This window comes from Flavobacterium sp. 25HG05S-40 (assembly GCF_052654735.1).
The window spans coordinates 2,330,606-2,352,668 of the sequence record NZ_CP199750.1; the positions used below are offsets into that span (position 1 = coordinate 2,330,606).

A 22,063-nucleotide genomic window follows, 5' to 3' on the forward strand; every position below is an offset into this window, starting at 1 on the left:
CGAAAATTACTGACCAATTGTGGTAATTTTTCCACCAATTTCTGATGTAAATGGCACTGGAATTCTTCTAATAATTACATGGTCTCTTGAACCGCCAATATCATTCAAAGCTAAATTTCCGGTAGTAACATCTTTTCTACCTCCAATATCACTAATATGATATTGATTTGTTAAATTTCCAAAATAATGACCAGTACCTAGTTCATTTCCTCTTCCTCCAATGTCAGAAAAGGAAAATAGATCAGTTGTATTTGTGGTTCTACCACCAATATCCGCAATTTGAAAATCACCACCTGACGAAGTACCTGTTCCATTTCTTCCTCCGATATCGTCAACAGAAAAGTTTCCAGTAGTATTAGTATTTCTTCCACCAATATCAGAAATCTCATATTGATTGTCGATAACTTCACCTTTTATACCTTTGCTACCTCCAATATCTGCTTTCAAAGTGGTTGAGGTTCCTTTTCCACCACCACCAATAACCGCGATTGGAGTATCAGTTGTATGCTTAATAATATCTTTGTTTTTACCTCCAATATCATTAGATTGATCTAAAGGGTTAAAACTTGTAGTAACTGCAAAAGCTACTAACAAAACCATTGCGAATAATGCAACCGATTTAAAAACGATTGTATTCAATAAATTTTTCATCTTTTTACGATTTAATAATTAATAAAACTTTTTCTGTGCTATCTAAAGCACGATATACCAAGTTTTTTAACTTGATAAATGCCTTTCTCGACATCAGACCTAAACCTGGTCCAGAAAGTTTTGTAACTGGAGCAATACAACCATTTAGTTCTTGGAGCGCATTATTGGCAGGATGAAATAGAATAAAACTTCTATTTTTTACATCAATCACTTCCAAATGCCATTGAAACTTCCGACTATATCGCTTTTTAATAAAATACTTCCCTTCAGGAATGCAGGAAACCTTCGTTTCGTTCATCTTCCAAGGCAACTCAATTGTGTTACAAATCAATTTGCCTTCGCATTCGAGTTTACCATTAGTTCCATCAGGGAAATAAGTTCTAGTGAGCAATAAAACCATTACACACCACTGTCAACCTTAGCAACAGATAATGGGTTAAATGCACCATTTTTCAACGGATACATAGTTCCATTAATTTGCTGATAAAATTCAACTCCCAAAGCCAAAAACAAAGGTTTCGTACTAGCAGCAGTAACAGCATTCACTTGGTTAATAAGAGCAGTTGGTGTTGCATCCCATGGCAAAATTGCAGTTTCAGAAGTAGCAACAACAAACGTTTCAGCTTCAAAATCTACCTCAGCACCGCCAGAAATAATTTTGAAGTGAGTAGTTCCACTTGGTGCAGCAATCATATTCGCAGGAATAAACGAAGCAATATCAACTGAAATTTCTCCAGCAACACGATCAATTGTTGCTACAAATGGTGCAAACAAGCTTGTACCTAGTTTTCCACGAATATTGAATTCAAAACCAAATAACAATTCAGCTTCTCCATCAATAACGTTACGCAAACCTCTATCGCTCACTAAGTCAGCTTGAATAACTTTCACCATAGCTTGGGTTAATCGACTTACCATTCTACCATCAGCCGAATTAATAAGTAATGGTCTTAAAGCAGTGCGTAAAAGCTTCCCGGCTTTACCGGCTCTGCCAAACTCGGAACCATTCTCACGAGTTCTTTGAAACGCTGGATCGCTTGCAATTCTACTAGCGTCAATTCCGCCTTTTTCTCTTGCCAAGTGTCCATCTTGCGTTTTGTAAAAAGTAATATCTCCGATAGTACCTTTTAATTTAATTATGCCTTTCTGTCTAGCCATAACTTTTAAAAATTTGTTTATAAATCAGTGAACAATTCCCTCAATCATCATCTTTGTTGCAACATCCTTCGATTGATTTGAGAACAAATTTTAGTTTTAATTCTTTTGCTTAATATTCAAGTGTCACTAATAGACATAAATGTCCAAAACAGTCATAATTGTCATTGAACCAGTTCAATTATTGCTTCTAAACCAAAACAATTATGACTTATTTTTATCCGATTTTTAGTTAAACAGGACTAGGTTTCAAGCATATCAAAGCCTAGTCAAAGGCATAGATAAAGTATGAAAATGGAAAAAAAGAGAATATGTATCTACCCAAAGGATATACAACTCATTACAGGAAAGAGTTACAGACAAAGTGCTAGATTATTACAAAAGATAAGAAAGGACCTGAATAAGCTTGAAAATGAGTTTGTATCAGTCGAAGAGTTCTGTCTATACACGAGCCTAAAGATTGAACAAGTAGAACCTTTGATTATTGGATGAGGTTCTAAAAGAAAGTAGTAATAATTAAACTTCTGAAATTGTCTTAATAAGTTCAATAACAAGTTCATTTATTGAACAATGAATTGAGGTTTTGTTATGATTAATCCTTTAGTTTTCATACATTTGTAATGTAAGATTTCGAAAAATTTGCACGTCATTTAGAGGAGCAAAAGCGAGACCCTAGGATTATAAAAGATATTAAAATCAACAATATCAATCGGTTAGAAATGATGGACAAATCCCTCTTTCTCCGCAACACAAAACCGTAAATAACTTATAATTAAGTGCTTACGGTTTTTTTGTTTCTTACTTGTCCGACATTTGTCCCAATTTCAAAAAAAACTATTCAGTTTTTTAAATTCATTTCTTATTTATTGTCCGATAATCAATAATTCAGTCAAATATTAAACTGGATTAACTTTTTGTTATGTGAAAATTACAAAGCAAAAAATTACTTTTGAAAAAATTTAGGCAATAAACCATAATTTTTTTTGTTTCCAGTATAAAACTCACAATCATTTAATCATAAGAACTCCTTTATGAACTACGAGAAAGAATATCAATATTTCTATAATAGATACTATTCTAAATCTGAAAAACTGATTAAGCAGCTTTTGATAACCGAAAAAATTAAAGGTAGAAATGTTGATATTGTATATAATAAACTTGGGCATTATTTAACAACCGAATTTCCAACTAAAATTTTAGCAACCACAAATCCTAAACTTAAAGATTTATTGCAATTATTTGAGAAAAGATTTAAGTATTATGAAGTAAATGAAATAAGTTCAATTTTTACATATGAAATCAAAACCAGTTTTAATAAGATTGAGGTTTCTGAATTGCCAGTTGGTTATACGATAAGAAAATTACTTATAGAGATTGCAATTCTAAATATACTCGATGAAATTAGCCGACTACTTCTAGTAAACAGGAGCTTGTTTAATCGATTTTATCAGTTAGACGATTTTACTGATTTTGAAATCAAAGATTATAAAGGCTTATCTGTTGAAGATACTTCAATATATAGAGTATTAAATGAAAAATTGTATCCTGATTCTTATACCAATACAGATTATGAAGATTTTGATTTTGAAGAACCTGAAAAGGCAAACGAGAAAGGATATTCTTTACCTGTTGTAATTGCCTTACTTAATGAAATTGGTTTTTTTGAATTGGAAAAGATAAAAAACCTTTCTCCAACCAGTTTGGCAAAAATCATTGCAATTATTCAATTAAAAGACCCCAATAATAAAACTACAAATAGAGCCATAAGCGGAAATATTAGGGTTTTAAATCCCGACAATAAAGAAGACGGCTTTAAATACACTTCCCATAAACACGCTGAAAAAGTAAAAGCAGTATTAAATGAGATTAAGCAGGGGAATCAATAGGCGTACCCCTAGGCATTAAGTGAAATTAAGTTTGTCCTGTAATTTAAAATTTATAGGATATGAAAAACGTAGTGCAACTTGAAAACATCGATGCCACAGAATTCAAAAATGAAATCATTAATGGCGTTCTTTTAGCGTTAAAAAATAACGCTGGTTCATTGCAATTAAATGAGCAAACAGACCAACTTCTCACAAGGGAAGAAACCGCAAAACTCCTTTCGGTTAGTTTAGTTACTCTATGGGACTGGACAAAAAAAGACATTATTCCTGCGTATCGCATTGGAAATAAAGTTCGCTATAAAAAAAGCGAGGTTTTAAAATCATTGAATCAAAAAAACCAGTTTGGTCAACTTTAAAACACTTTCTTATGCAAACTAATAATCAAAAAAATATTTCAGATGCTTTAAGTCATTTGAATGTCTTAAAAAACGATTTTGCAAGGTTACGGCTAGATTATAATAGAGATAATACTCTAGTTTATACAACTGGAAAATATATTGAATCCTGCGAATTAATCGGACAACTTATAAAAAGCTATGATAATCATAATTTCAAATTGTTATCAAACAATATCAATAGCGTTTTATTAAAAGATTCTGAATTGCACGGTGTTTTAATCACAGTAAGAAAAAGCAAGCACATCAATAACTTTGACCATTCAAAAATGGCATCTATAATTTTTGAAATATGAAAGAGTACATCCGTGTCGGAACAGAATATTTCAAAGAAGTATTATGTCCTCTAATGAGTGGCGATAATATGAAATCATTGATAAAATGGAATAAAGCCACCATTATTGATGATTTTGGAAAAGACAGTTTGAAAACCATAAAAAAATATGAAACGTTCTGTACATTCCCGTCACACATTAATTATCAAAGAGAGATTAATAATTTTTACAATAAGTACGAGCCTCTTTCTTACTATGCGAGTGAAAAAGGAGATTGGGAAAATATAAAACTCTTTCTCCAACATCTTTTTGGCAAGCAATATGAATTAGGATTGGATTATTTAACGATTCTTTGGAAGTACCCCAGTCAAATCTTGCCTATATTATGTTTGGTAAGTGTGGAGAGAAACACAGGCAAAAGTACCTTTCTAAAACTCTTAAAACTGATTTTTGAGGGTAATATGACAATCAATAAGAATGAAGACTTTAGAAGCCGATTTAATTCCGATTGGGCTGGAAAATTAATTGTAGCTGTTGATGAAGTTTTATTGGACAAAAAAGAAGACAGTGAGCGTATAAAAAATCTTTCAACCTCTAATCATTACAAACTGGAAGGTAAAGGAGTTGATAAAGCAGAAATTGAGTTTTTTGGCAAATTTATCCTATGTTCAAATAATGAAGAAAATTTTATTAAGATTGACGATTTAGAAATTCGATACTGGGTAATTAAGGTCAATTCTTTTGCAAAAGAAAATCCGGACTTATTAGAGCAAATGAGAAAGGAAATAACCTCATTCGCTTATTATTTGACTCATAGGGAAATCCAAACCCAAAGAACAACTCGAATGTGGTTTGCCAAAGAGCAGATTTATACAAAGGCATTAGATGTTTTAGTTCGTGGAAACAGAACATCTATAGAAAAAGAAATCGAAGAGTTTTTAATTGACCAGTTCTGCACTCTTGAATTAGACGAATTGTATTATACCACCAAAGATTTACACGACCAATTAAATCTTGCTAATATTAGAGTTGGTAAAAATTATGTATCTAAAATAATTACAGAAAATTTTAAACTTGAACCTAAAAATAGTAGCTACAATTTTTACAGTTTGGATTTATCTACAATGAATCAAGGAAAATGGAGCGTATATACTGAAAATCGAAAAGGAAGATTCTATACTTTCAAGAGAGAAGAATTTATTAAATAATTGTTGATTTGTTGACAAACAATAAAAAAGTCAATAAAAACAATGTTTCACAAGTCAACAGAACATCAACACGCTGTCAACAAAATATATATTGCAATATTCAGTTATTTTTTTGTTGACAGCGTGTTGACAAGTTGTTGAAGTCATAACCCAATAAATAAAGGCTTTGCAGAGTAATTTCAACAAATCAACAAAAACAACTCTCTTTCGTATTTAATTTCAATCAGAGAGTTTTGTGAAACTTATTTCTCTTTTAAACTGATAATATAGAGTAGGAAAAATTGCAATGAAATTGAAAAACCATTGCAATTTTTTTCATTACATTGCAATGGTCATTTAGATATACTAACGTAGTAATCCCGTAAAACTGATGTTGGCAGTAGTTGTTATCTCAATCGTTCATAATTTCTTCTTGTAATCAAATAAGAATCTTCATTGTAAAAAAGTGCAAAAAATCAAACAAAATCAAAAACCAAAAGTCAAAAAACCGATAACAGTATACACTGTTATTCGAGCCATACTGATAACTCTCGCTTGCTTAATTTTGCTATTGGGAATAGTTGGAAGAATTCAACATTATTTTAATAATCATCATTAATAATCAATAATATATAAAAAAATATTATTTTTACAATCTTGAAAATTACTAATATCATATTGTCAATTATTATTCTATTGATTTCCTGCATGCCTTGCGCTGATATGGAAGTGAATAGTCCTACCCATTCGTCATTAGAATTTGCTTCAAATCATGAGAGTCATTCACACGATAAGCAAAACGATTTGTGCCCGCCATTTTGCGTATGCAATTGTTGTGGTGCTCAAGTATTGACCAACTTTCAAGGAATTGTATATGATTTCCCTGTTATTTCTATAGCTATAGAAACCAAAGAACCATTTTATAAGCCAGTTTTTGCTTCCTATTTCTTTGGAAGTATTTGGCAACCACCTCAAATAGTATAATGATACCCGAGTAATTTCGGGTTAGAAAATTGTGTTTAAATCACATATAATGGCAAGTACTTTATTTGCTAATTTCTAATTCATTATAATATTTTCAATGTTAGACAAAATAATACAATTTAGTATAAAGAATAAATTCATTATACTATTGCTAACCTTAGTTCTTATAGCTTGGGGTAGCTACTCAATCAAGCATTTACCGCTTGATGCATTACCTGATGTAACCAATAATCAGGTACAAATCATTACAACTGCGCCTACACTTGCCAGTCAAGAGGTAGAGCAATTGATAACTTATCCGTTAGAGCAATCCGTTAAAACCATTCCGAAAGTAATTGAGTTACGAAGTATTTCTCGTTTCGGGCTTTCTGTTGTTACGGTTGTTTTCAAGGATGATGTTGATATTTTTTGGGCAAGAGAACAAATTTTTCAACGACTTCAAGAAGCAAAAGAAAACATCCCTGACTATGCGGGTACACCAGGTTTAGCACCTATTTCAACAGGTCTTGGCGAAATTTATCAATATGATGTCTATGCTAAAAAAGGGTATGAAGATAAATATGATGCTGTCAAATTAAGAACCATCCAAGATTGGATTATTATTCCTCAATTGCAAGGGATTGAAGGTGTTGCTGAAGTGAGTACTTGGGGTGGAAAATTGAAGCAATATGAAGTTGCAGTCAATCCAAATACACTCAATAGTTTAGATGTAACTATTACTGAAATTTTTGATGCTTTAGAAAAAAACAATCAAAATACTGGCGGTGCTTATATTGAAAAAGACCAATATGCTTATTTCATTCGTGGTGTGGGTATGGCAACAGGCATCAAGGATTTAGAAAACGTAGTAGTCAAAAACCGAAATGGCGCACCTGTTTTAGTGCGGGACGTTGCAACAGTTCGTGAAGGTATTGCATTGCGATATGGTGCTTCTACAAAAGACGGTAAAGGAGAAATTGTTTGCGGATTAGCATTAATGTTAAAAGGCGAGAATTCCAGTGCTGTTGTGGAAAGAGTGAAAGAAAAAATGGAACAAATCAATAAAACACTTCCTGAAGGAGTGGTTGCAGAAGCATTTATTGACAGAGGGAAATTAGTGGATAATGCCATAGGAACAGTTACAAAAAACCTATTAGAAGGAGCATTAATAGTGATTTTTGTACTGATATTGTTTTTAGGAAATCTTCGTGCCGGATTAATTGTAGCATCAGTGATTCCGTTGTCAATGCTTTTTGCAGTAATCTTAATGAATCATTTTGGAGTAAGTGGAAACTTAATGAGTTTAGGTGCAATCGATTTTGGTATCATTGTCGATGGTGCTGTTATAATTGTAGAAGCCACAATGCACCATTTACAAAAACTCAAAAGGCAAAAGGATTTAACCCAGTCCGAAATGGATAGCGAAGTATATAAATCTGCTTCAAAAATCAGAAATAGTGCAGCATTTGGAGAAATAATAATTCTTATCGTTTATCTGCCAATATTAGCTTTAGTAGGGACAGAGGGTAAAATGTTCAAACCAATGGCAATGACAGTAGGTTTTGCGGTTATTGGTGCATTTATTTTATCATTGACTTATGTACCTATGATGAGTGCTATGTTCTTATCGAAAAACACTGAGCATAAATCGAATTTTAGCGACAGAATGATGGCTTGGTTCGAGAAAATTTATACTCCTTTTTTAGAAAAAGCATTGCAAATTAAAAAATCGGTTTTACTAATCGCATTAGGATTATTTGCTTTGGCTTTAATAACTTTTCAAAATATGGGTGGCGAATTTATTCCAACCATTGAAGAAGGAGATTTAGCCATTAATGCTACCATTATGACAGGTAGTTCATTAACTCAAATGGTTGAAACAACGACCAAGTACGAGAAAATCCTGAAAGCAAAATTCCCTGAAATTAAAACTATTGTTACCAAAATTGGAAGTGGCGAAATCCCAACGGACCCAATGCCAATTGAAAGCGGGGATTTGATTATTGTTTTGAAAGATAAAAGCGAATGGACTTCTGCCGATAATTGGGAAGATTTAGCCAATTTGATGAAAGAAGAAATGGAAGCCATTCCGGGAGCGAATATCGAAATTTCACAGCCTATCCAAATGCGTTTTAACGAATTAATGACGGGTAGCCGAAGCGATATAGCCATTAAGATTTTTGGCGACGATTTAGAAGTTTTAGATACAAAAGCCAAAGAATTAATTTCTAAAATAAATAAAATAGAGGGTATTGGCGATTTAAAGGCTGATAAAGTAACTGGACTTCCACAAATCACAGTAAAATACGATTATAATAAAATTGCATTATACGGTTTAAATATCTCAGATGTCAATAAAATTATTCGTTCCTCGTTTGCAGGAGAAAGCGCAGGGAAAATCTATGAAGAAAGCAAACGATTTGATGTTGTGGTTAGAATGGAGGCTGCCAACAGAAGCGATATTACAGATGTAAGTAATTTGTTTATTCCATTGCCAAATGGTCAGCAAGTACCACTTTCCCAAGTAGCGACCATTACCTATGAGCAAGGTCCAGTACAAGTTTCTCGTGAAAATGGAAAACGTAGAATAACCGTTGGGTTAAATGTTCGTGGTCGTGATATAAAAAGTGTAGTAGAAGAAATTCAACAAAAATTAGACAAAGATTTCAAACTTCCAGCAGGTTATTTTGTGACTTATGGCGGACAATTTGAAAATTTGGTTGAAGCAAATAAACGCCTTTCGGTAGCTTTACCAATTGCTTTAGGGCTTATTATCGTTTTATTATTTTTTACATTCAATAGTATAAAACAGTCCTTATTAATTTTTACAGCCATTCCATTATCAGCAATTGGTGGTGTTTTCGCCCTTTGGATGCGAGGAATGCCATTTAGTATTTCGGCAGGAATTGGGTTTATTGCTTTGTTTGGTATTGCAGTTTTAAACGGAATTGTATTGATTTCCTATTTCAATCAATTAAAATCAGAAGGGATAGCCGACCCATTACAACGTGTATTAATCGGAACAAAAACAAGACTTAGACCTGTGTTAATGACCGCGGCAGTAGCTTCTTTAGGATTTATGCCTATGGCGTTATCAACCAGTGGCGGTGCCGAAGTACAAAAACCATTGGCAACTGTTGTTATAGGTGGTTTGTTCTCGGCAACATTACTAACGTTAATAGTTTTACCAATACTTTATTTATTATTTGAAAACGGTATGAAAATGAGAAAATTTAAAAAAAGACAACCATTTGTAACCCTTTGGTTTCTATTGATTAGCTGTGTGGCATTCTCACAAAACAAGCAAACGGTAACTTTAGACCAAGCAGTTGCTATGGCTAAGAAAAGTAATATCGATTTAAAGATTGCCGATAAAGAAATTGAAAAACAAACGGTACTCAAAAAAATTGCCTTTCAGGTAGATCCTTTGCAAGTGCAATACCAAGGCGGTCAGTTCAATAGTGCTGATTATGACCATAACGTTTCTGTTCAGCAATATTTTCCTATTGGTAAAATCACGAAGGCTAACAGACAATTACAAGAAGAATTGGCAAAATTAGCCGAAAAAAGAAAAGCATTAACAGAATACGAAATTGAAAAAGCAGTAACATTAGCATACTATCAATATTTGTATGGTGTTTCCATTCAAAAGTTAAATAACGAATTGAGTGACATTTATACTAAGTTTTTGAAAAATGCTGAGCTTCGTTTTCAAACTGGAGAAAGTGGCAATATAGAAGTCATAAGTGCCAAAGCCAAAGTAAAGGAAATTGAAACCCACAAATTACAGTTGGAATATGATTTGGCTGTGTATCAAAAGCAGTTACAGTATTTTATCCAAACCGATGAAAATATCGTCCCTGATGCTGCAACTCCGTTAAAGTATGAAAAGAATACTACAATTAACGAAGATAAAATGCAAGGACTGGTAAGCGATTATTACGCCCAACAAATTGCAGTTTATCAAAAAGAAGCCATTACCTTTAAAGCAATGCGAACTCCAAAGTTAGGATTGGGTTATTTTGGGCAAACCATTGATACAAAATCATATTTTCAAGGATTTACTGCTGGCTTACAAATTCCGCTTTTTGGCGGCGCAAATTCTGCTCGTGCCAAAGCTTCAGAAATAAGTATAGCTCAATCTCAACTTGAATTAGACAAAAGTAAATTAGCTTTAAAACTCCAAAAAGAAGAGTTGCAAAACGAGTTTGAGAAACAGAACAAAGCAATGCTGTATTATCAAAATGAAGGATTGCAATATGCTGACCAAATCATAACAACAGCTCAAAAAAGTTATGCAAATGGAGATATGAGTTACTGGTCGTATATCAGTTTTTTAAACCAGGCAATCGATATAAAAAAGCAAAATCACGAAGCAGTAAACGCTTACAATCAAAGTGCTATTCAATTGCAATTTCCATCTTTTAACAATAATTAATACTATCCAAAATGAAAAATATAAAATCAAAATTCAAGATTTTCTTAATACTCAATACTCTAATCTTGATATTTTTTACTTCTTGTGGCGAGAAGAAAGCCGAAGAAGCCCACGAGGAAGAAAAATCAGAAACCGAAGTAGCGTTGACCGAAGCGCAGTTTAAAACTATTGGTATCGAAACGGGTAGCATTGAAATGAAAAATCTTAATACAGTAATTAAAGCTAATGGATATACAGCGGTTCCGCCACAAAATATGGCTAATATATCTACCTTAATTGGTGGTGTTGTTAAAGATATTTATGTGTTAGAAGGTACATTTGTTGCAAAAGGTAAAACATTGGCAACCATTCAAAACCTTGAAGTTACAGAAATGCAGGAAGATTACAATTCCGCTATTGCTAATATTGAATACTTACAATTAGAATACAATCGTCAAAAAACATTGAGCGATGAAAATGTAAATCCTCGCAAAACATTTCAGGAAGTAAAATCAAAATTGGCAGTAGAAAGAGCAAGAGCACAAGCTGCAAAAAACAAGCTGCAAGCATTACACGTTAGTTTAAACGGAAGTACTTCTCTAATTCCTATTGTTTCGCCAATTAGTGGTTACGTGGGGAAAATAAGTATAACCAAAGGCGCTTTTGCAGAAACAGGAGTGACACTTTTTGAAGTGGTCGATAATAGCCAAATGCACTTGGATTTGAATGTATTTGAAAAAGATTTAGGTAAAATTTCAGTAGGTCAGGAAGTCGATTTTGTTTTAACGAATCAATCTAATAAATCCATCAAAGGAAAAATATTTGGTATTAATAAATCCTTCTCTAATGAAAGTAAAACGGTTGCCGTTCACGCAAAAATTAATCCAAGTGATGCTAAAGATTTAATTTCGGGTATGTATGTAGCCGCTAATATCAATATTACAAATCAAACGGTTCAAGCGTTGCCAAAAGATGCAATTGTAAGAAACGGAGACAAATATTACATTTACATTCAGGAAGAACATCAAGAAGAAGCACCAAAAGTAAAAGCGGCTGAACATAAACACGAAGAAGGTGAAGCGCATACCGAACACGCTGAAGGCGAAGAAGAAGGACACAATGAAGTTCACTTTAAAGCTGTTGAAGTCGTTCCAGGCACCACAGATTTAGGATATACCGAAATAAAATTGGTTGAGGAGATTCCAAGTGATGCAAAAATTGTTATTAAAGGTGCATTCTATTTATTGGCAACATCAAAAGGTGGTGGCGAACATGAACATTAAATATTAAATTTTTATGAAAATCAAATCAAATTTTGATAAATTAGGAACTATGGGGCTTTTTATAACAGCCCTGTTTTCCCCTTGTTGCTTCCCATTATTTGCATTTGGTGCTTCAGCTATCGGATTAGGTAGTATAGAACTTTTTGGAGGATGGACAATGTATGTTTTTCAGGCTATGGTGCTTGTTTCGATGGTAGGTTTTTATAGCTCATATCAAAAACATAAGTGCTTATATCCTTTGCTTATTGCTTTGCCAAGTGCATTGTTGATATTCTATAGCTTTTACATCAACAATCTAACATATTTTGTATATGCTGGTATGTTTGGTATTTTAATTGCAACAGGAGTAAATTATTATCGTAACAAATTACATGGAACTTGCAATACTTGTGTGCTATACAATGATAAATTAGTAGAATTGAAATCAACTTTAACCTGTCCCAATTGTGGTTATGAAAAAGAAGAGATAATGCCAACGAATGCTTGCCAATTCTTCTACGAATGTGAAAAATGTAAAACAATGCTAAAGCCTTTAGAAGGAGATTGTTGTGTTTATTGTAGTTACGGTTCAGTAAAGTGTCCGCCAATACAGGCAAATCAAAGCTGTTGTTAGTTAATTGTATAATTTAATTTAAAATAAAAATGAAATCATTAGTAAAAACAATCGTGCTATTCATTGCTATCTTTTTTGCATCTAATACGGTCGCGGCACAACAAAAAACCAACCAGAAAGCAGTGATTAAGACAGTTTTGCATTGCGACCATTGTGCAGCATGTGAAACCTGTGGTTTAAAGTTCAAAACCGAAATGCTTAAAATAAAAGGACTAAAAATGTATGAACTTGATGACAAAGCCATGACGTTTACCGTTTATTATAATGGTAAAAAAACCAATTTGCAAAACATTAAAGTTGCCATCAGTAAATTAGGTTATGATGCAGATGATGTCAAAGCCGACTCACAGGCATACGAAAGTTTAGACGGTTGTTGTAAAATATAATTATGCAGTTCAATACAGTAATGCCAAAAGGACTCAAACCATATTTTGAAGCTGAGTTGACATCTGCACAGTCCAATCTGGAAAACAACGATTTGCAACAAAGTTGGAATCATTTGGAGCGAGCACACATTATAGGGCAAAAATATCCTTATGAGCATTCCTATGTCCATTGGAAAATGTTACAATTTGGTATTAAGATAAAAAGTAAAAAAGAAGTAATCGGACAAATACCTCGATTGCTTCTTGGTGGTGTAAAATCATTTGTGGGGCATATTCCTGTCGGTAATACTGGTGGTGCAAATGTTCCACCATTAAAACCAATGGAAATACCGAAAGATATTCAGGAAATTATTAAGACTAACTCTTAAAAGAAACCAAATATGGAACATCAGCATAAATATGATGCAAGTGGAAAACAAATCTGTTGCACATTAGAAGAAAAAATAAATAAAAAAACAGAACATCATTCAGACGATGATGGACACGACCACGACCATTCAGGCGAAGAAAAATCTATGTTTCAAATGTTCTTGCCAGCAATCATAAGTTTTGTATTATTGATGATTGCTATTGGTTTTGATAATTATTTTACCCAATCTTGGTTTACTGATTATATTAGAATTGGTTGGTACATTGTTGCTTACATTCCTGTTGGTTTTCCTGTGGTTAAAGAAGCATTTGAAAGCATTCGCAAAGGCGAAGTATTTTCGGAGTTTCTATTAATGGGTATTGCAACCATTGGAGCATTTGCCATTGGTGAATACCCCGAAGGTGTTGCGGTAATGCTATTTTATGCTATTGGAGAAATATTTCAAACATTAGCTGTACAACGAGCAAAGGCAAATATAAAATCTTTATTAGACCAAAGACCTGACGAAGTGACCATATTAGAAAACAATGTGGCTAAAACAATAAAAGCTTCAACGGCTAAAATAGGTGATATTATCCAGCTAAAAGCAGGAGAAAAATTAGGTTTAGATGGCGAATTACTTTCAGATACAGCTTCATTCAATACAGCAGCATTAACGGGCGAAAGCAAACCCGATACAAAAGCAAAAGGAGAAACGGTTTTAGCAGGTATGATTAATCTGAATTCCGTTTGTCAAGTAAAAGTTACAGTTGCATATACAGATAGTAAACTATCAAAAATATTAGAAATGGTGCAAGATGCCACAGCCAAAAAAGCACCAACCGAATTGTTTATAAGAAAGTTTGCCAAGATTTATACACCAATTGTAGTGCTTTTAGCTATCTTAATTTGTGTTATACCAATGCTTTTTGTAGATGATTATATATTTAGAGATTGGTTGTACAGAGCGTTAATTTTCTTGGTTATTTCCTGTCCATGTGCATTAGTTATTAGTATTCCATTAGGATATTTTGGTGGAATTGGTGCTGCTTCAAAAAACGGAATTCTTTTCAAAGGAAGTAACTTCCTTGATGTTATGGCTACGGTTCAAAACGTAGTAATGGACAAAACAGGAACGATGACAGAAGGTGTTTTCAAAGTACAGGAAGTTGTTTTCAATGCTGATTTTAATAAAGATGAAATCTTACAAATGGTTAATGCTTTAGAAAGTCAAAGTACTCATCCAGTAGCAACTGCAATTCATCAGTTTGTTGGGAAAATTGATAGTACAATTGAACTTAAAAATGTAGAAGAAATTTCAGGACACGGTTTAAAAGCAGAAGTTAAAGGAAAACAACTTTTAGTGGGTAATTTCAAACTAATGGATAAATTTTCGATTACTTACGATATTGATCCAACAAGTATAGTTTATACGCTGATTGCAGTTGCTTACGATAAAAAATTCGTTGGGTATTTAACTATTGCTGACAGTATCAAAGAAGATGCACAAATCACAATCGATAAGCTAAAAACATTAGGAATAAAAACCACAATGTTAAGTGGCGATAAAAATACAGTGGTTCAATTTGTTGCCCAAAAACTCGGAATTACAAATGCTTTTGGCGATTTACTTCCCGAAGACAAAGTAAACAAAGTCAAGGAAATCATTGCTAAAAATGAAACAGTAGCCTTTGTTGGCGATGGTGTGAACGATGCGCCAGTAGTTGCATTAAGTAATGTAGGTATTGCAATGGGAGGTTTAGGAAGCGATGCCACCATAGAAACAGCTGATGTAGTTATACAAGATGATAAACCAAGTAAAATTGCAATTGCAATCAATATTGGAAAACAAACTAAGAAAATTGTTTGGCAAAATATTGGATTAGCATTTACAGTGAAAGCGATTGTGTTAGTTCTTGGTGCAGGAGGTTTAGCCACAATGTGGGAAGCAGTTTTTGCTGATGTGGGTGTGGCTTTGTTAGCAATCCTAAATGCAGTGAGAATACAGAAAATGAAATTTTAGTGTTAGTTTATAAAATTCAAGAAAAGGTGTTTGGTAAAAAAAACAAACACCTTTTAATTTTAAATAGAAAACTTTAATTTGTTGTACTAAATGAATGTAATTAAATATCAATAAAGTAAAGGCTTAACAAATTTTATTAATCTAAACCACAGTTGTGTACAGTTATTTTTCAAGATGTGTTATAACTTGATTTTTATCAGTTAAAATTGATTTATCGTGTTCTTTCCAATCAATGTCTTTATTTATATCGATGTCTTTACAATAGTTTTTCCCGTTGGCAATTAGACTTTTTAATCCTTTTTTATAAACAATTTGAGTACTACAAATTATCGGTTTTAAATATTTATCAACTGTTTCAGGTGTTAGCACAATATTTACACCAAAATATTCTGTTTGTACACTTGGATAGCATATACCGTTTACATCAGGATGCAATAATGCAATATTCGTATATGCCGCACTGATTTTATAATCATCATTGCTTGAAACTTTTTTAGAAAATTCTTCGCTTATAAACTTCAAAAAATCTAAGTGAAAATCCATTTCTTTTTTATCTAAATTATGCTCTTGAAGAAGTTTTTTTTGGTTTTCAAATGATTGTGCAATTTCAGGGTTATTATTTAATGCATATTCTGAAAAAACGATTTCTACTACTAAAAATTCATCTTGTATTTCCCAACGGCTTATGGTATAGAGTTCGCCATCGATACAATCTATTCCTGGCTTTCTGAATATATGAGATGTTTCGGCAATTGCTGTAAGTCTTTGTTTATCGATCAACGAAGTTTCTAAAGCTCCATAAAACATTACCTGATGCGGACAATTTGCCCTGCCAAATGAAGTAAGGTGATTTTCAATTATATTTTTGTCTTTTATATATCCGAGTTCATCTATGTGTTTAAACAAAGTTTCGCCTTTATTTGGTCTTACTCTGTCGATGTAAGCTTTTTTCTTAACTTTCGCTAACGGAATAGGAATGTATTTAATTCCATTTTTCAATAGGTCATATACTTCTTCATAAGAAACCGCAGAAAGATTCTTAGAATATTCTTTTAATTTTTCAAATGCTTCAAATTTATCCATTAGTTTGTCAGTTTTTTTTAGAAAAGAATATCTTCTACATCGAATTTATTTAAAAGTGCAATGGTATTGCAATTATAGGCATAAATCATTGCAATACCATTGCAATGATTCGCAATCCCTATAAAAAAGGACAAATTTATAAAAAGTAACCATTGCAATGGTTTTGATACTAAAATCAAGTCATAATTTATTCAGCAATTCTCAAAACTGATTCCTTTTCTTGTTTTTGGCTTTGTATGTTCCAATAAACCGCCATTTGTTGAGTGAATTTGCTAACTTAGTATATAAAGTTAGCATATCTATTCTATACTTAGTAATTCAAATTAACACCAACTCCAAATCCCATATCACTATCAAAATGTGTTCTAATGCTAAAATTTCTTTTAATAATATATCGCAAACCAGCCATATATTCTTTATCTGTATTCCACATTAAATCCATTCTCACTCTTTTGGAGACTGGAATGTCCATTCTTTCGAATTGCAATCTGAAATTCCCATCTGTAAAAACTTCAGCTTGAGCCTTTACAAGCATTGGTAAAGTATATTCTAATCCTGCACTAAAAACGGAACGATTATCTTTAGTATCAGTCTGACCAAAAAGATTTTGTTCCTGTTCATCAATTCCCATTCTTCTATAACGCCAATCGAAACCAACAAAAGGCATAATCCACTGCATTTTTCCAATATATCTCCCAATGTGTGTTTCAGTTTCGTAACCGTGCATATTATTGTAACCCAATCGCCATTCTGTTCCGATATTCCAACGTGTATTACCAAGCATTACCATACCATCATTACCATTAGTAGCAAAATCATTTTCTGCCATAAAATGAAATTTTCTATCATCTGCAAATAATTTGCGCTGTGCTAATTTAGGATTTGGAATTAATGGGTTAGGTGCTTGGTTTTCATAGGTAAAAACTCTGCCCATCCCTGCCATCATGTGGTAAAGAATATGACAGTGAAAAAACCAATCGCCATCAACATTGGCGTTGAATTCGATAGTATCGGTTTCCATCGGCATAATATCAATGATGTTTTTTAGCGGTGCGTAATCGCCTTGACCATTTAGTACCCTAAAATCATGTCCGTGCAAGTGCATGGGGTGTCGCATCATTGACCCATTGTAAAGTGTAATTCTAACATTTTCACCTTTTTTGATTAGGATTTTATCGGTTTCAGAAACTACTTTGTTGTCTAAACTCCAAACGTAACGGTTCATGTTGCCTGATAATTCAAATTTTAATTCCTTTACTGGAGCATCTTTTGGAAGATTGGTTTTAGTCGGTGATTTTAACATGGCATAATTCAAAGTAACTATGTCTGAAAGTTCGTTACTGTTATAATCGCTTTCAGTCATTTTCATCTCATCCTTTTTATTGGAAACTTTCTTTTCCTCGCCCGTAATTTCAGGGTACATGACCACATTCATATCCATTTGATTGTATGACATCTGCATTCCCATATCATCTAAATCGCCATTCATTTTCATCATATCATTCATCATTTTCATACCCTCAAAATATTTGAGTTTTGGGAGTGGTGATATTAATTGTTTGATGCCGTCGCCAATATATATCGAGGTGGATTTTGTTCTGTCTTCTGGTGCTACTAATAATTCATAGGAAGTTTTATCAGCAGGAATGGTTACAATGATATCGTAGGTTTCGGAAACCGCTATAATTAGTCTATCCACTTCAACAGGTTCAACATCGTTACCATCATTAGCAACTACAGTGATTTTACCTCCTGCATAGGTTAACCAAAAATAAGAGGAAGCTCCACCATTTGAAATTCGTAAACGGACTTTATCACCTCCTTTAAATTGCGAAAGTTGACTTTCGTATTTACCATTGATTAGAAACTTTTCATAATACACGTCGCTTACATCCATTGCGTTCATCCTTTTCCATTCGTTAGTAACTTTGGTTTTGAAATGTCCGCTTCTTATGGCTTCTGTATAACTTTGTGTTGTCCCTTTTTTAATAGCAAACCAATCGGTAGCATTGTGTAACATACGATGTACATTTTCAGGTTTTAAATCTGTCCATTCACTTAAAATGATAGGAACCGTTGGTAAGTCGTCAATGCCTTTTCTAAAAGTTGGGTCTTCATTTCTTTTATTCATAACAAATGAACCGTACATTCCTATTTGTTCCTGTAACCCTGAATGGCTATGATACCAATGTGTACCGCTTTGAATAATTGGAAAGGTGTATTTGTGCGTTGTGTGTGGTTTGATGGGCATTTGCGTCAAATTAGGCACACCATCTTCTTTATTAGGTAAAAACAAACCGTGCCAGTGCATGGAGGTTTCTTCTTCTAATTCGTTATGTACATAAATCTCAGCTGTGTCTCCTTCTGTAAATGTGAGTGTTGGCATTGGGATTTGTCCATTTACAGCAATAGCCCTTTTTTGTTTACCTGAAAAATTGACAATTGTGTCACGAACATATAAGTCGTAACGAACTGTTTTTGGAGGTTCATTTTTTACTATAACAGTGTTTACTTTCGGCACTTGAGTTTCTTCCTTTTTTGGATAGGAAATACTGTCTTTGGTGCTCGCTGTTTTATTACCAATCGGAGTCGATTTCTTTGGTGATTCTGCTTTTTGGTTTTGAATTTTATCTTGTTTTGGAACTGTTTTCTTCTTAGTTGCTTTCGGCTTTTCTTTTATGAGTGTCATGCCACATTTAGGACATTTTCCCGGTTTTGTGGCATGAATTTCAGGATGCATTACACAGGTGTACGTTATAGGTTGTGATTGCTGTAACACTTTGGCTTCAGCAAAAGAAAATATAGATAGAGTAAATATTAGTAAGACTAATTTTTTCATTTTATTTAAAGTTTTAAATTTCGTAATCGTAAGGCATTTACAATTACTGATACTGAACTAAATGACATTGCCAAAGCTGCAATCATTGGCGATAATAAAATTCCAAAAACTGGATATAAAACGCCTGCTGCTATTGGAACCCCTAACACATTGTAGAAGAAAGCAAAGAATAAATTTTGTTTGATGTTTCGCATAACAGCGTGGCTCAAATTCTTGGCTTTTACAATGCCTTGTAAATCGCCTTTTACTAAAGTGATTTTGGCACTTTCAATAGCTACATCTGTTCCTGTTCCCATTGCTATTCCAATATCGGCTTGTGCTAATGCAGGAGCATCATTTATACCATCGCCCGCCATTGCTACAATTTTTCCTTCGGATTGTAAACGTTTTATTTCATTTAATTTATCTTCGGGTAAACAACCTGCTTTGTAAGATGATAAGTTTAATTCATCGGCAACAGCTTTGGCAGTATTTACATTGTCGCCAGTTAACATAATTACTTCAACTCCTTGTCGCATTAATTCTTTTATGGCTGCTGCACTCGATATTTTAATTGCATCGGTAATTGATACAAAACCAACTGCAATGCCATCAACGGCTATGTATGATACTGTTTTTCCCAGTTTTTGTTCGTCAATGATTTTGTTTTCTAAATCGTCTGAAACTGTTGCTTTGACTTGCACCATTAACTTTTTATTCCCTAATGCCACTTTTTTATTCGTCACTGTCCCTATAACCCCTTTTCCTGAAACTGCCTCAAAGTCTTTTACGTCTATTAAAGAAATGGATTTTATTTTAGCATAATTTACAACGGCTTGTGCCAATGGATGCTCACTATATTGATTTAATGAAGCAATATTTTGAAGCAAATTATCCTCATCATTATTGGCTGAAAATATTTTTTCTACTGACGGTTTACCTTCAGTTATTGTTCCCGTTTTATCTGTAATAAGCACATTAACCTTATTCATGTTTTCCAAAGCTTCAGCATTCTTTATCAAAACGCCAGATTGTGCACCTTTACCCACGCCTACCATTACAGACATTGGAGTTGCCAAACCTAACGCACAGGGACACGCTATGATCAATACAGCGATGGCATTTATAAAACCATAAACCATAGCAGGTTCGGGACCAAATTTTGCCCAAACGAAAAAGGTAATGACTGAAATAATTACTACAATTGGTACAAAATATTTGGCGATGCTATCTGCTAATTTCTGAATAGGTGCTCTTGAACGACTGGCATCATTTACCATTTGTACAATTTGAGAAAGTAAGGTTTCCGAACCTACTTTTTCAGCTACCATTACAAATGATTTGTTACCGTTTATTGTTCCAGCAATTACATTATCATCTTTTTTCTTGTCAACAGGTATTGGTTCACCTGTAATCATTGCTTCGTCGATACTGCTTTCTCCATCAGTTATTTTTCCATCCACAGGAATTTTATCACCAGGTTTTACCCTTAATAAATCACCTTTTTTGATGTCGTGGATTGAAATTACTTTATCGCTTCCGTCAATAACCAAAGTAGCTTCTGTTGGAGCTAATTTTAATAATTCTTTGATTGCACCACTTGTTTGACTATGCGCTCTGGCTTCTAATAGTTGACCCAATAAGACCAAAGTTAGAATAACTGTTGTCGCTTCGAAGTATAATAGTACTGTACCGTGTTCTGTCTTGAATTCACTCGGAAAAATATCAGGGAAAAACATTCCAACTAAACTAAATAGAAATGCTACACCTGTTCCAATTCCGATAAGAGTAAACATATTCAAATTCCAAGTAATTATCGATTTCCAAGCACGAACAAAGAATATCCAACAAGCATAGAAAACTACAGGAAGTGATAATATTAATTGTACCCAATTCCATTTTGAAGCATCCATTAGTTGTAATAAAGGATTGTTGTGTGCCATTTCTATCATTGCAATAGCGAAAATAGGAACAGTAAATACGACCGCTATTTTCATTTTTTTTGCCAAATCTTTATAGGTTTTTTGGTCTTCGGTATCATTGGGATTCATAGGTACTAAATCCATTCCGCAAATAGGGCATGAACCCGGAGTTTCACTAATTACTTCGGGGTGCATTGGACAAGTATATAATGTTTTGCTAACCGTCAAATCAGGTGCTTTGACTAAATCCATTCCACACACGGGACAGTCTCCTGCTTTATCATAGACTTTTTCACCCTCACAATGCATAGGGCAATAGTATTTACCATTAGCATTAACAGGTACTTTGATTTCTTTTTTATCGCTATGGGAATGAGTTGAACAACAAGATTTTGAAGTAGTATCATTAGTTGCTACCTGTTGGGGTATTTTACTATTTGTCATTTCTATAGTGTATTTTCCAACTACTGTTAATGCTTCTTGCAACTGTGTTGTTGGAATGTGTTTTTCCATTGTTATAGTGGCTATGGATGGATTTAATGAAACTTTAGCTTCAACGCCATCAATATTATTCAATGTTTTTTCGACTTTGGTGCGACAACCATCACAAGTCATTCCGGTAATGTTATAAGTATGTATCATCTTTCTATTATTTTA

At 33.4% G+C, this 22,063-nt stretch carries 17 protein-coding genes and 1 pseudogene; 12 read left to right on the plus strand and 6 right to left on the minus strand.

Features of this window, described 5'->3' with window-relative positions:
• Window positions 1-6: 6 nt before the first annotated feature.
• Genes ACULEU_RS10120 through ACULEU_RS10130 form a run of 3 tightly spaced genes read right to left on the minus strand, consistent with a single transcriptional unit; the run spans window position 7 to window position 1,809 of the window.
• On the minus strand, window positions 7-651 hold the full coding sequence (locus tag ACULEU_RS10120; RefSeq protein ID WP_445452468.1) for a hypothetical protein: 645 nt from the start codon (window positions 649-651) through the stop codon (window positions 7-9).
• Window positions 652-655: 4 nt separating this feature from the next.
• Complete coding sequence (locus ACULEU_RS10125) at window positions 656-1,051, minus strand: DUF5675 family protein (protein ID WP_445452469.1); 396 nt, start codon at window positions 1,049-1,051, stop codon at window positions 656-658.
• Entirely contained in the window at window positions 1,051-1,809 is a 759-nt protein-coding gene (locus ACULEU_RS10130) for a hypothetical protein (RefSeq protein WP_445452470.1), read from the minus strand. Before ACULEU_RS10130 ends, ACULEU_RS10125 begins: the two co-directional genes overlap by 1 nt.
• 1,028 nt (window positions 1,810-2,837) lie before the next feature.
• Between ACULEU_RS10130 and ACULEU_RS10135 the strand changes: the two genes are divergently transcribed.
• The 12 genes and pseudogenes from ACULEU_RS10135 (at window position 2,838) to ACULEU_RS10190 (ending at window position 15,583) form a co-directional block, all read left to right on the plus strand.
• A complete protein-coding gene (locus ACULEU_RS10135) occupies window positions 2,838-3,692 on the plus strand; it encodes a hypothetical protein (protein WP_445452471.1) in 855 nt (284 codons plus the stop codon).
• A gap of 59 nt (window positions 3,693-3,751) precedes the next feature.
• Window positions 3,752-4,048, plus strand: a complete 297-nt coding sequence (locus tag ACULEU_RS10140) for a helix-turn-helix domain-containing protein (RefSeq protein ID WP_445452472.1) — start codon at window positions 3,752-3,754, stop codon at window positions 4,046-4,048.
• A gap of 11 nt (window positions 4,049-4,059) precedes the next feature.
• A complete protein-coding gene (locus ACULEU_RS10145; RefSeq protein WP_445452473.1) occupies window positions 4,060-4,383 on the plus strand; it encodes a hypothetical protein in 324 nt (107 codons plus the stop codon).
• Complete coding sequence (locus ACULEU_RS10150; RefSeq protein WP_445452474.1) at window positions 4,380-5,570, plus strand: primase-helicase family protein; 1,191 nt, start codon at window positions 4,380-4,382, stop codon at window positions 5,568-5,570. The genes ACULEU_RS10145 and ACULEU_RS10150 overlap by 4 nt, the downstream gene beginning before the upstream one ends.
• Before the next feature lie 636 nt (window positions 5,571-6,206).
• The gene (locus ACULEU_RS10155; protein ID WP_445452475.1) at window positions 6,207-6,533 is read left to right on the plus strand and encodes a DUF6660 family protein; all 327 of its coding nucleotides are present in this window, start codon (window positions 6,207-6,209) and stop codon (window positions 6,531-6,533) included.
• Window positions 6,534-6,630: 97 nt separating this feature from the next.
• Window positions 6,631-10,950 (plus strand): CusA/CzcA family heavy metal efflux RND transporter, encoded by a 4,320-nt coding sequence (locus ACULEU_RS10160; protein WP_445452476.1) that lies wholly within the window; start codon window positions 6,631-6,633, stop codon window positions 10,948-10,950.
• An 11-nt stretch (window positions 10,951-10,961) separates the two neighbouring features.
• Window positions 10,962-12,212, plus strand: coding sequence for an efflux RND transporter periplasmic adaptor subunit (locus tag ACULEU_RS10165; RefSeq protein WP_445452477.1), 1,251 nt, complete (start codon window positions 10,962-10,964; stop codon window positions 12,210-12,212).
• 49 nt (window positions 12,213-12,261) lie between these two features.
• Window positions 12,262-12,507: pseudogene (locus ACULEU_RS10170) on the plus strand (MerC family mercury resistance protein); the annotation flags it as partial.
• Window positions 12,508-12,603: 96 nt separating this feature from the next.
• Window positions 12,604-12,825 (plus strand): GDCCVxC domain-containing (seleno)protein, encoded by a 222-nt coding sequence (locus ACULEU_RS10175; protein WP_445454847.1) that lies wholly within the window; start codon window positions 12,604-12,606, stop codon window positions 12,823-12,825.
• Window positions 12,826-12,854: 29 nt separating this feature from the next.
• Window positions 12,855-13,211 carry a hypothetical protein gene (locus tag ACULEU_RS10180; RefSeq protein WP_445452478.1) on the plus strand — a complete coding sequence of 119 codons (357 nt, stop codon included), beginning with the start codon at window positions 12,855-12,857 and terminating at the stop codon, window positions 13,209-13,211.
• A gap of 2 nt (window positions 13,212-13,213) precedes the next feature.
• Window positions 13,214-13,579, plus strand: a complete 366-nt coding sequence (locus ACULEU_RS10185; RefSeq protein ID WP_445452479.1) for a DUF3703 domain-containing protein — start codon at window positions 13,214-13,216, stop codon at window positions 13,577-13,579.
• A gap of 12 nt (window positions 13,580-13,591) precedes the next feature.
• The gene (locus ACULEU_RS10190; protein WP_445452480.1) at window positions 13,592-15,583 is read left to right on the plus strand and encodes a heavy metal translocating P-type ATPase; all 1,992 of its coding nucleotides are present in this window, start codon (window positions 13,592-13,594) and stop codon (window positions 15,581-15,583) included.
• Window positions 15,584-15,745: 162 nt separating this feature from the next.
• Here ACULEU_RS10190 and ACULEU_RS10195 read toward each other — a convergent pair whose 3' ends face one another.
• The 3 genes from ACULEU_RS10195 to ACULEU_RS10205 all read right to left on the minus strand — a co-directional run bounded on the left by ACULEU_RS10195 (window position 15,746) and on the right by ACULEU_RS10205 (window position 22,048).
• Entirely contained in the window at window positions 15,746-16,666 is a 921-nt protein-coding gene (locus ACULEU_RS10195; protein ID WP_445452481.1) for a hypothetical protein, read from the minus strand.
• 310 nt (window positions 16,667-16,976) lie between these two features.
• A complete protein-coding gene (locus ACULEU_RS10200; protein ID WP_445452482.1) occupies window positions 16,977-19,505 on the minus strand; it encodes a multicopper oxidase domain-containing protein in 2,529 nt (842 codons plus the stop codon).
• Window positions 19,506-19,510: 5 nt separating this feature from the next.
• On the minus strand, window positions 19,511-22,048 hold the full coding sequence (locus tag ACULEU_RS10205) for a heavy metal translocating P-type ATPase (RefSeq protein ID WP_445452483.1): 2,538 nt from the start codon (window positions 22,046-22,048) through the stop codon (window positions 19,511-19,513).
• Window positions 22,049-22,063: the final 15 nt, after the last annotated feature.

Coding starts and splice junctions, on each gene's coding strand:
- ACULEU_RS10120 (WP_445452468.1), bottom strand. CDS start 651: ATGAAAAATTTATTGAATACAATCGTTTTTAAATCGGTTGCATTATTC.
- ACULEU_RS10125 (WP_445452469.1), bottom strand. CDS start 1,051: ATGGTTTTATTGCTCACTAGAACTTATTTCCCTGATGGAACTAATGGT.
- ACULEU_RS10130 (WP_445452470.1), bottom strand. CDS start 1,809: ATGGCTAGACAGAAAGGCATAATTAAATTAAAAGGTACTATCGGAGAT.
- ACULEU_RS10135 (WP_445452471.1), top strand. CDS start 2,838: ATGAACTACGAGAAAGAATATCAATATTTCTATAATAGATACTATTCT.
- ACULEU_RS10140 (WP_445452472.1), top strand. CDS start 3,752: ATGAAAAACGTAGTGCAACTTGAAAACATCGATGCCACAGAATTCAAA.
- ACULEU_RS10145 (WP_445452473.1), top strand. CDS start 4,060: ATGCAAACTAATAATCAAAAAAATATTTCAGATGCTTTAAGTCATTTG.
- ACULEU_RS10150 (WP_445452474.1), top strand. CDS start 4,380: ATGAAAGAGTACATCCGTGTCGGAACAGAATATTTCAAAGAAGTATTA.
- ACULEU_RS10160 (WP_445452476.1), top strand. CDS start 6,631: ATGTTAGACAAAATAATACAATTTAGTATAAAGAATAAATTCATTATA.
- ACULEU_RS10165 (WP_445452477.1), top strand. CDS start 10,962: ATGAAAAATATAAAATCAAAATTCAAGATTTTCTTAATACTCAATACT.
- ACULEU_RS10180 (WP_445452478.1), top strand. CDS start 12,855: ATGAAATCATTAGTAAAAACAATCGTGCTATTCATTGCTATCTTTTTT.
- ACULEU_RS10185 (WP_445452479.1), top strand. CDS start 13,214: ATGCAGTTCAATACAGTAATGCCAAAAGGACTCAAACCATATTTTGAA.
- ACULEU_RS10190 (WP_445452480.1), top strand. CDS start 13,592: ATGGAACATCAGCATAAATATGATGCAAGTGGAAAACAAATCTGTTGC.
- ACULEU_RS10195 (WP_445452481.1), bottom strand. CDS start 16,666: ATGGATAAATTTGAAGCATTTGAAAAATTAAAAGAATATTCTAAGAAT.
- ACULEU_RS10200 (WP_445452482.1), bottom strand. CDS start 19,505: ATGAAAAAATTAGTCTTACTAATATTTACTCTATCTATATTTTCTTTT.
- ACULEU_RS10205 (WP_445452483.1), bottom strand. CDS start 22,048: ATGATACATACTTATAACATTACCGGAATGACTTGTGATGGTTGTCGC.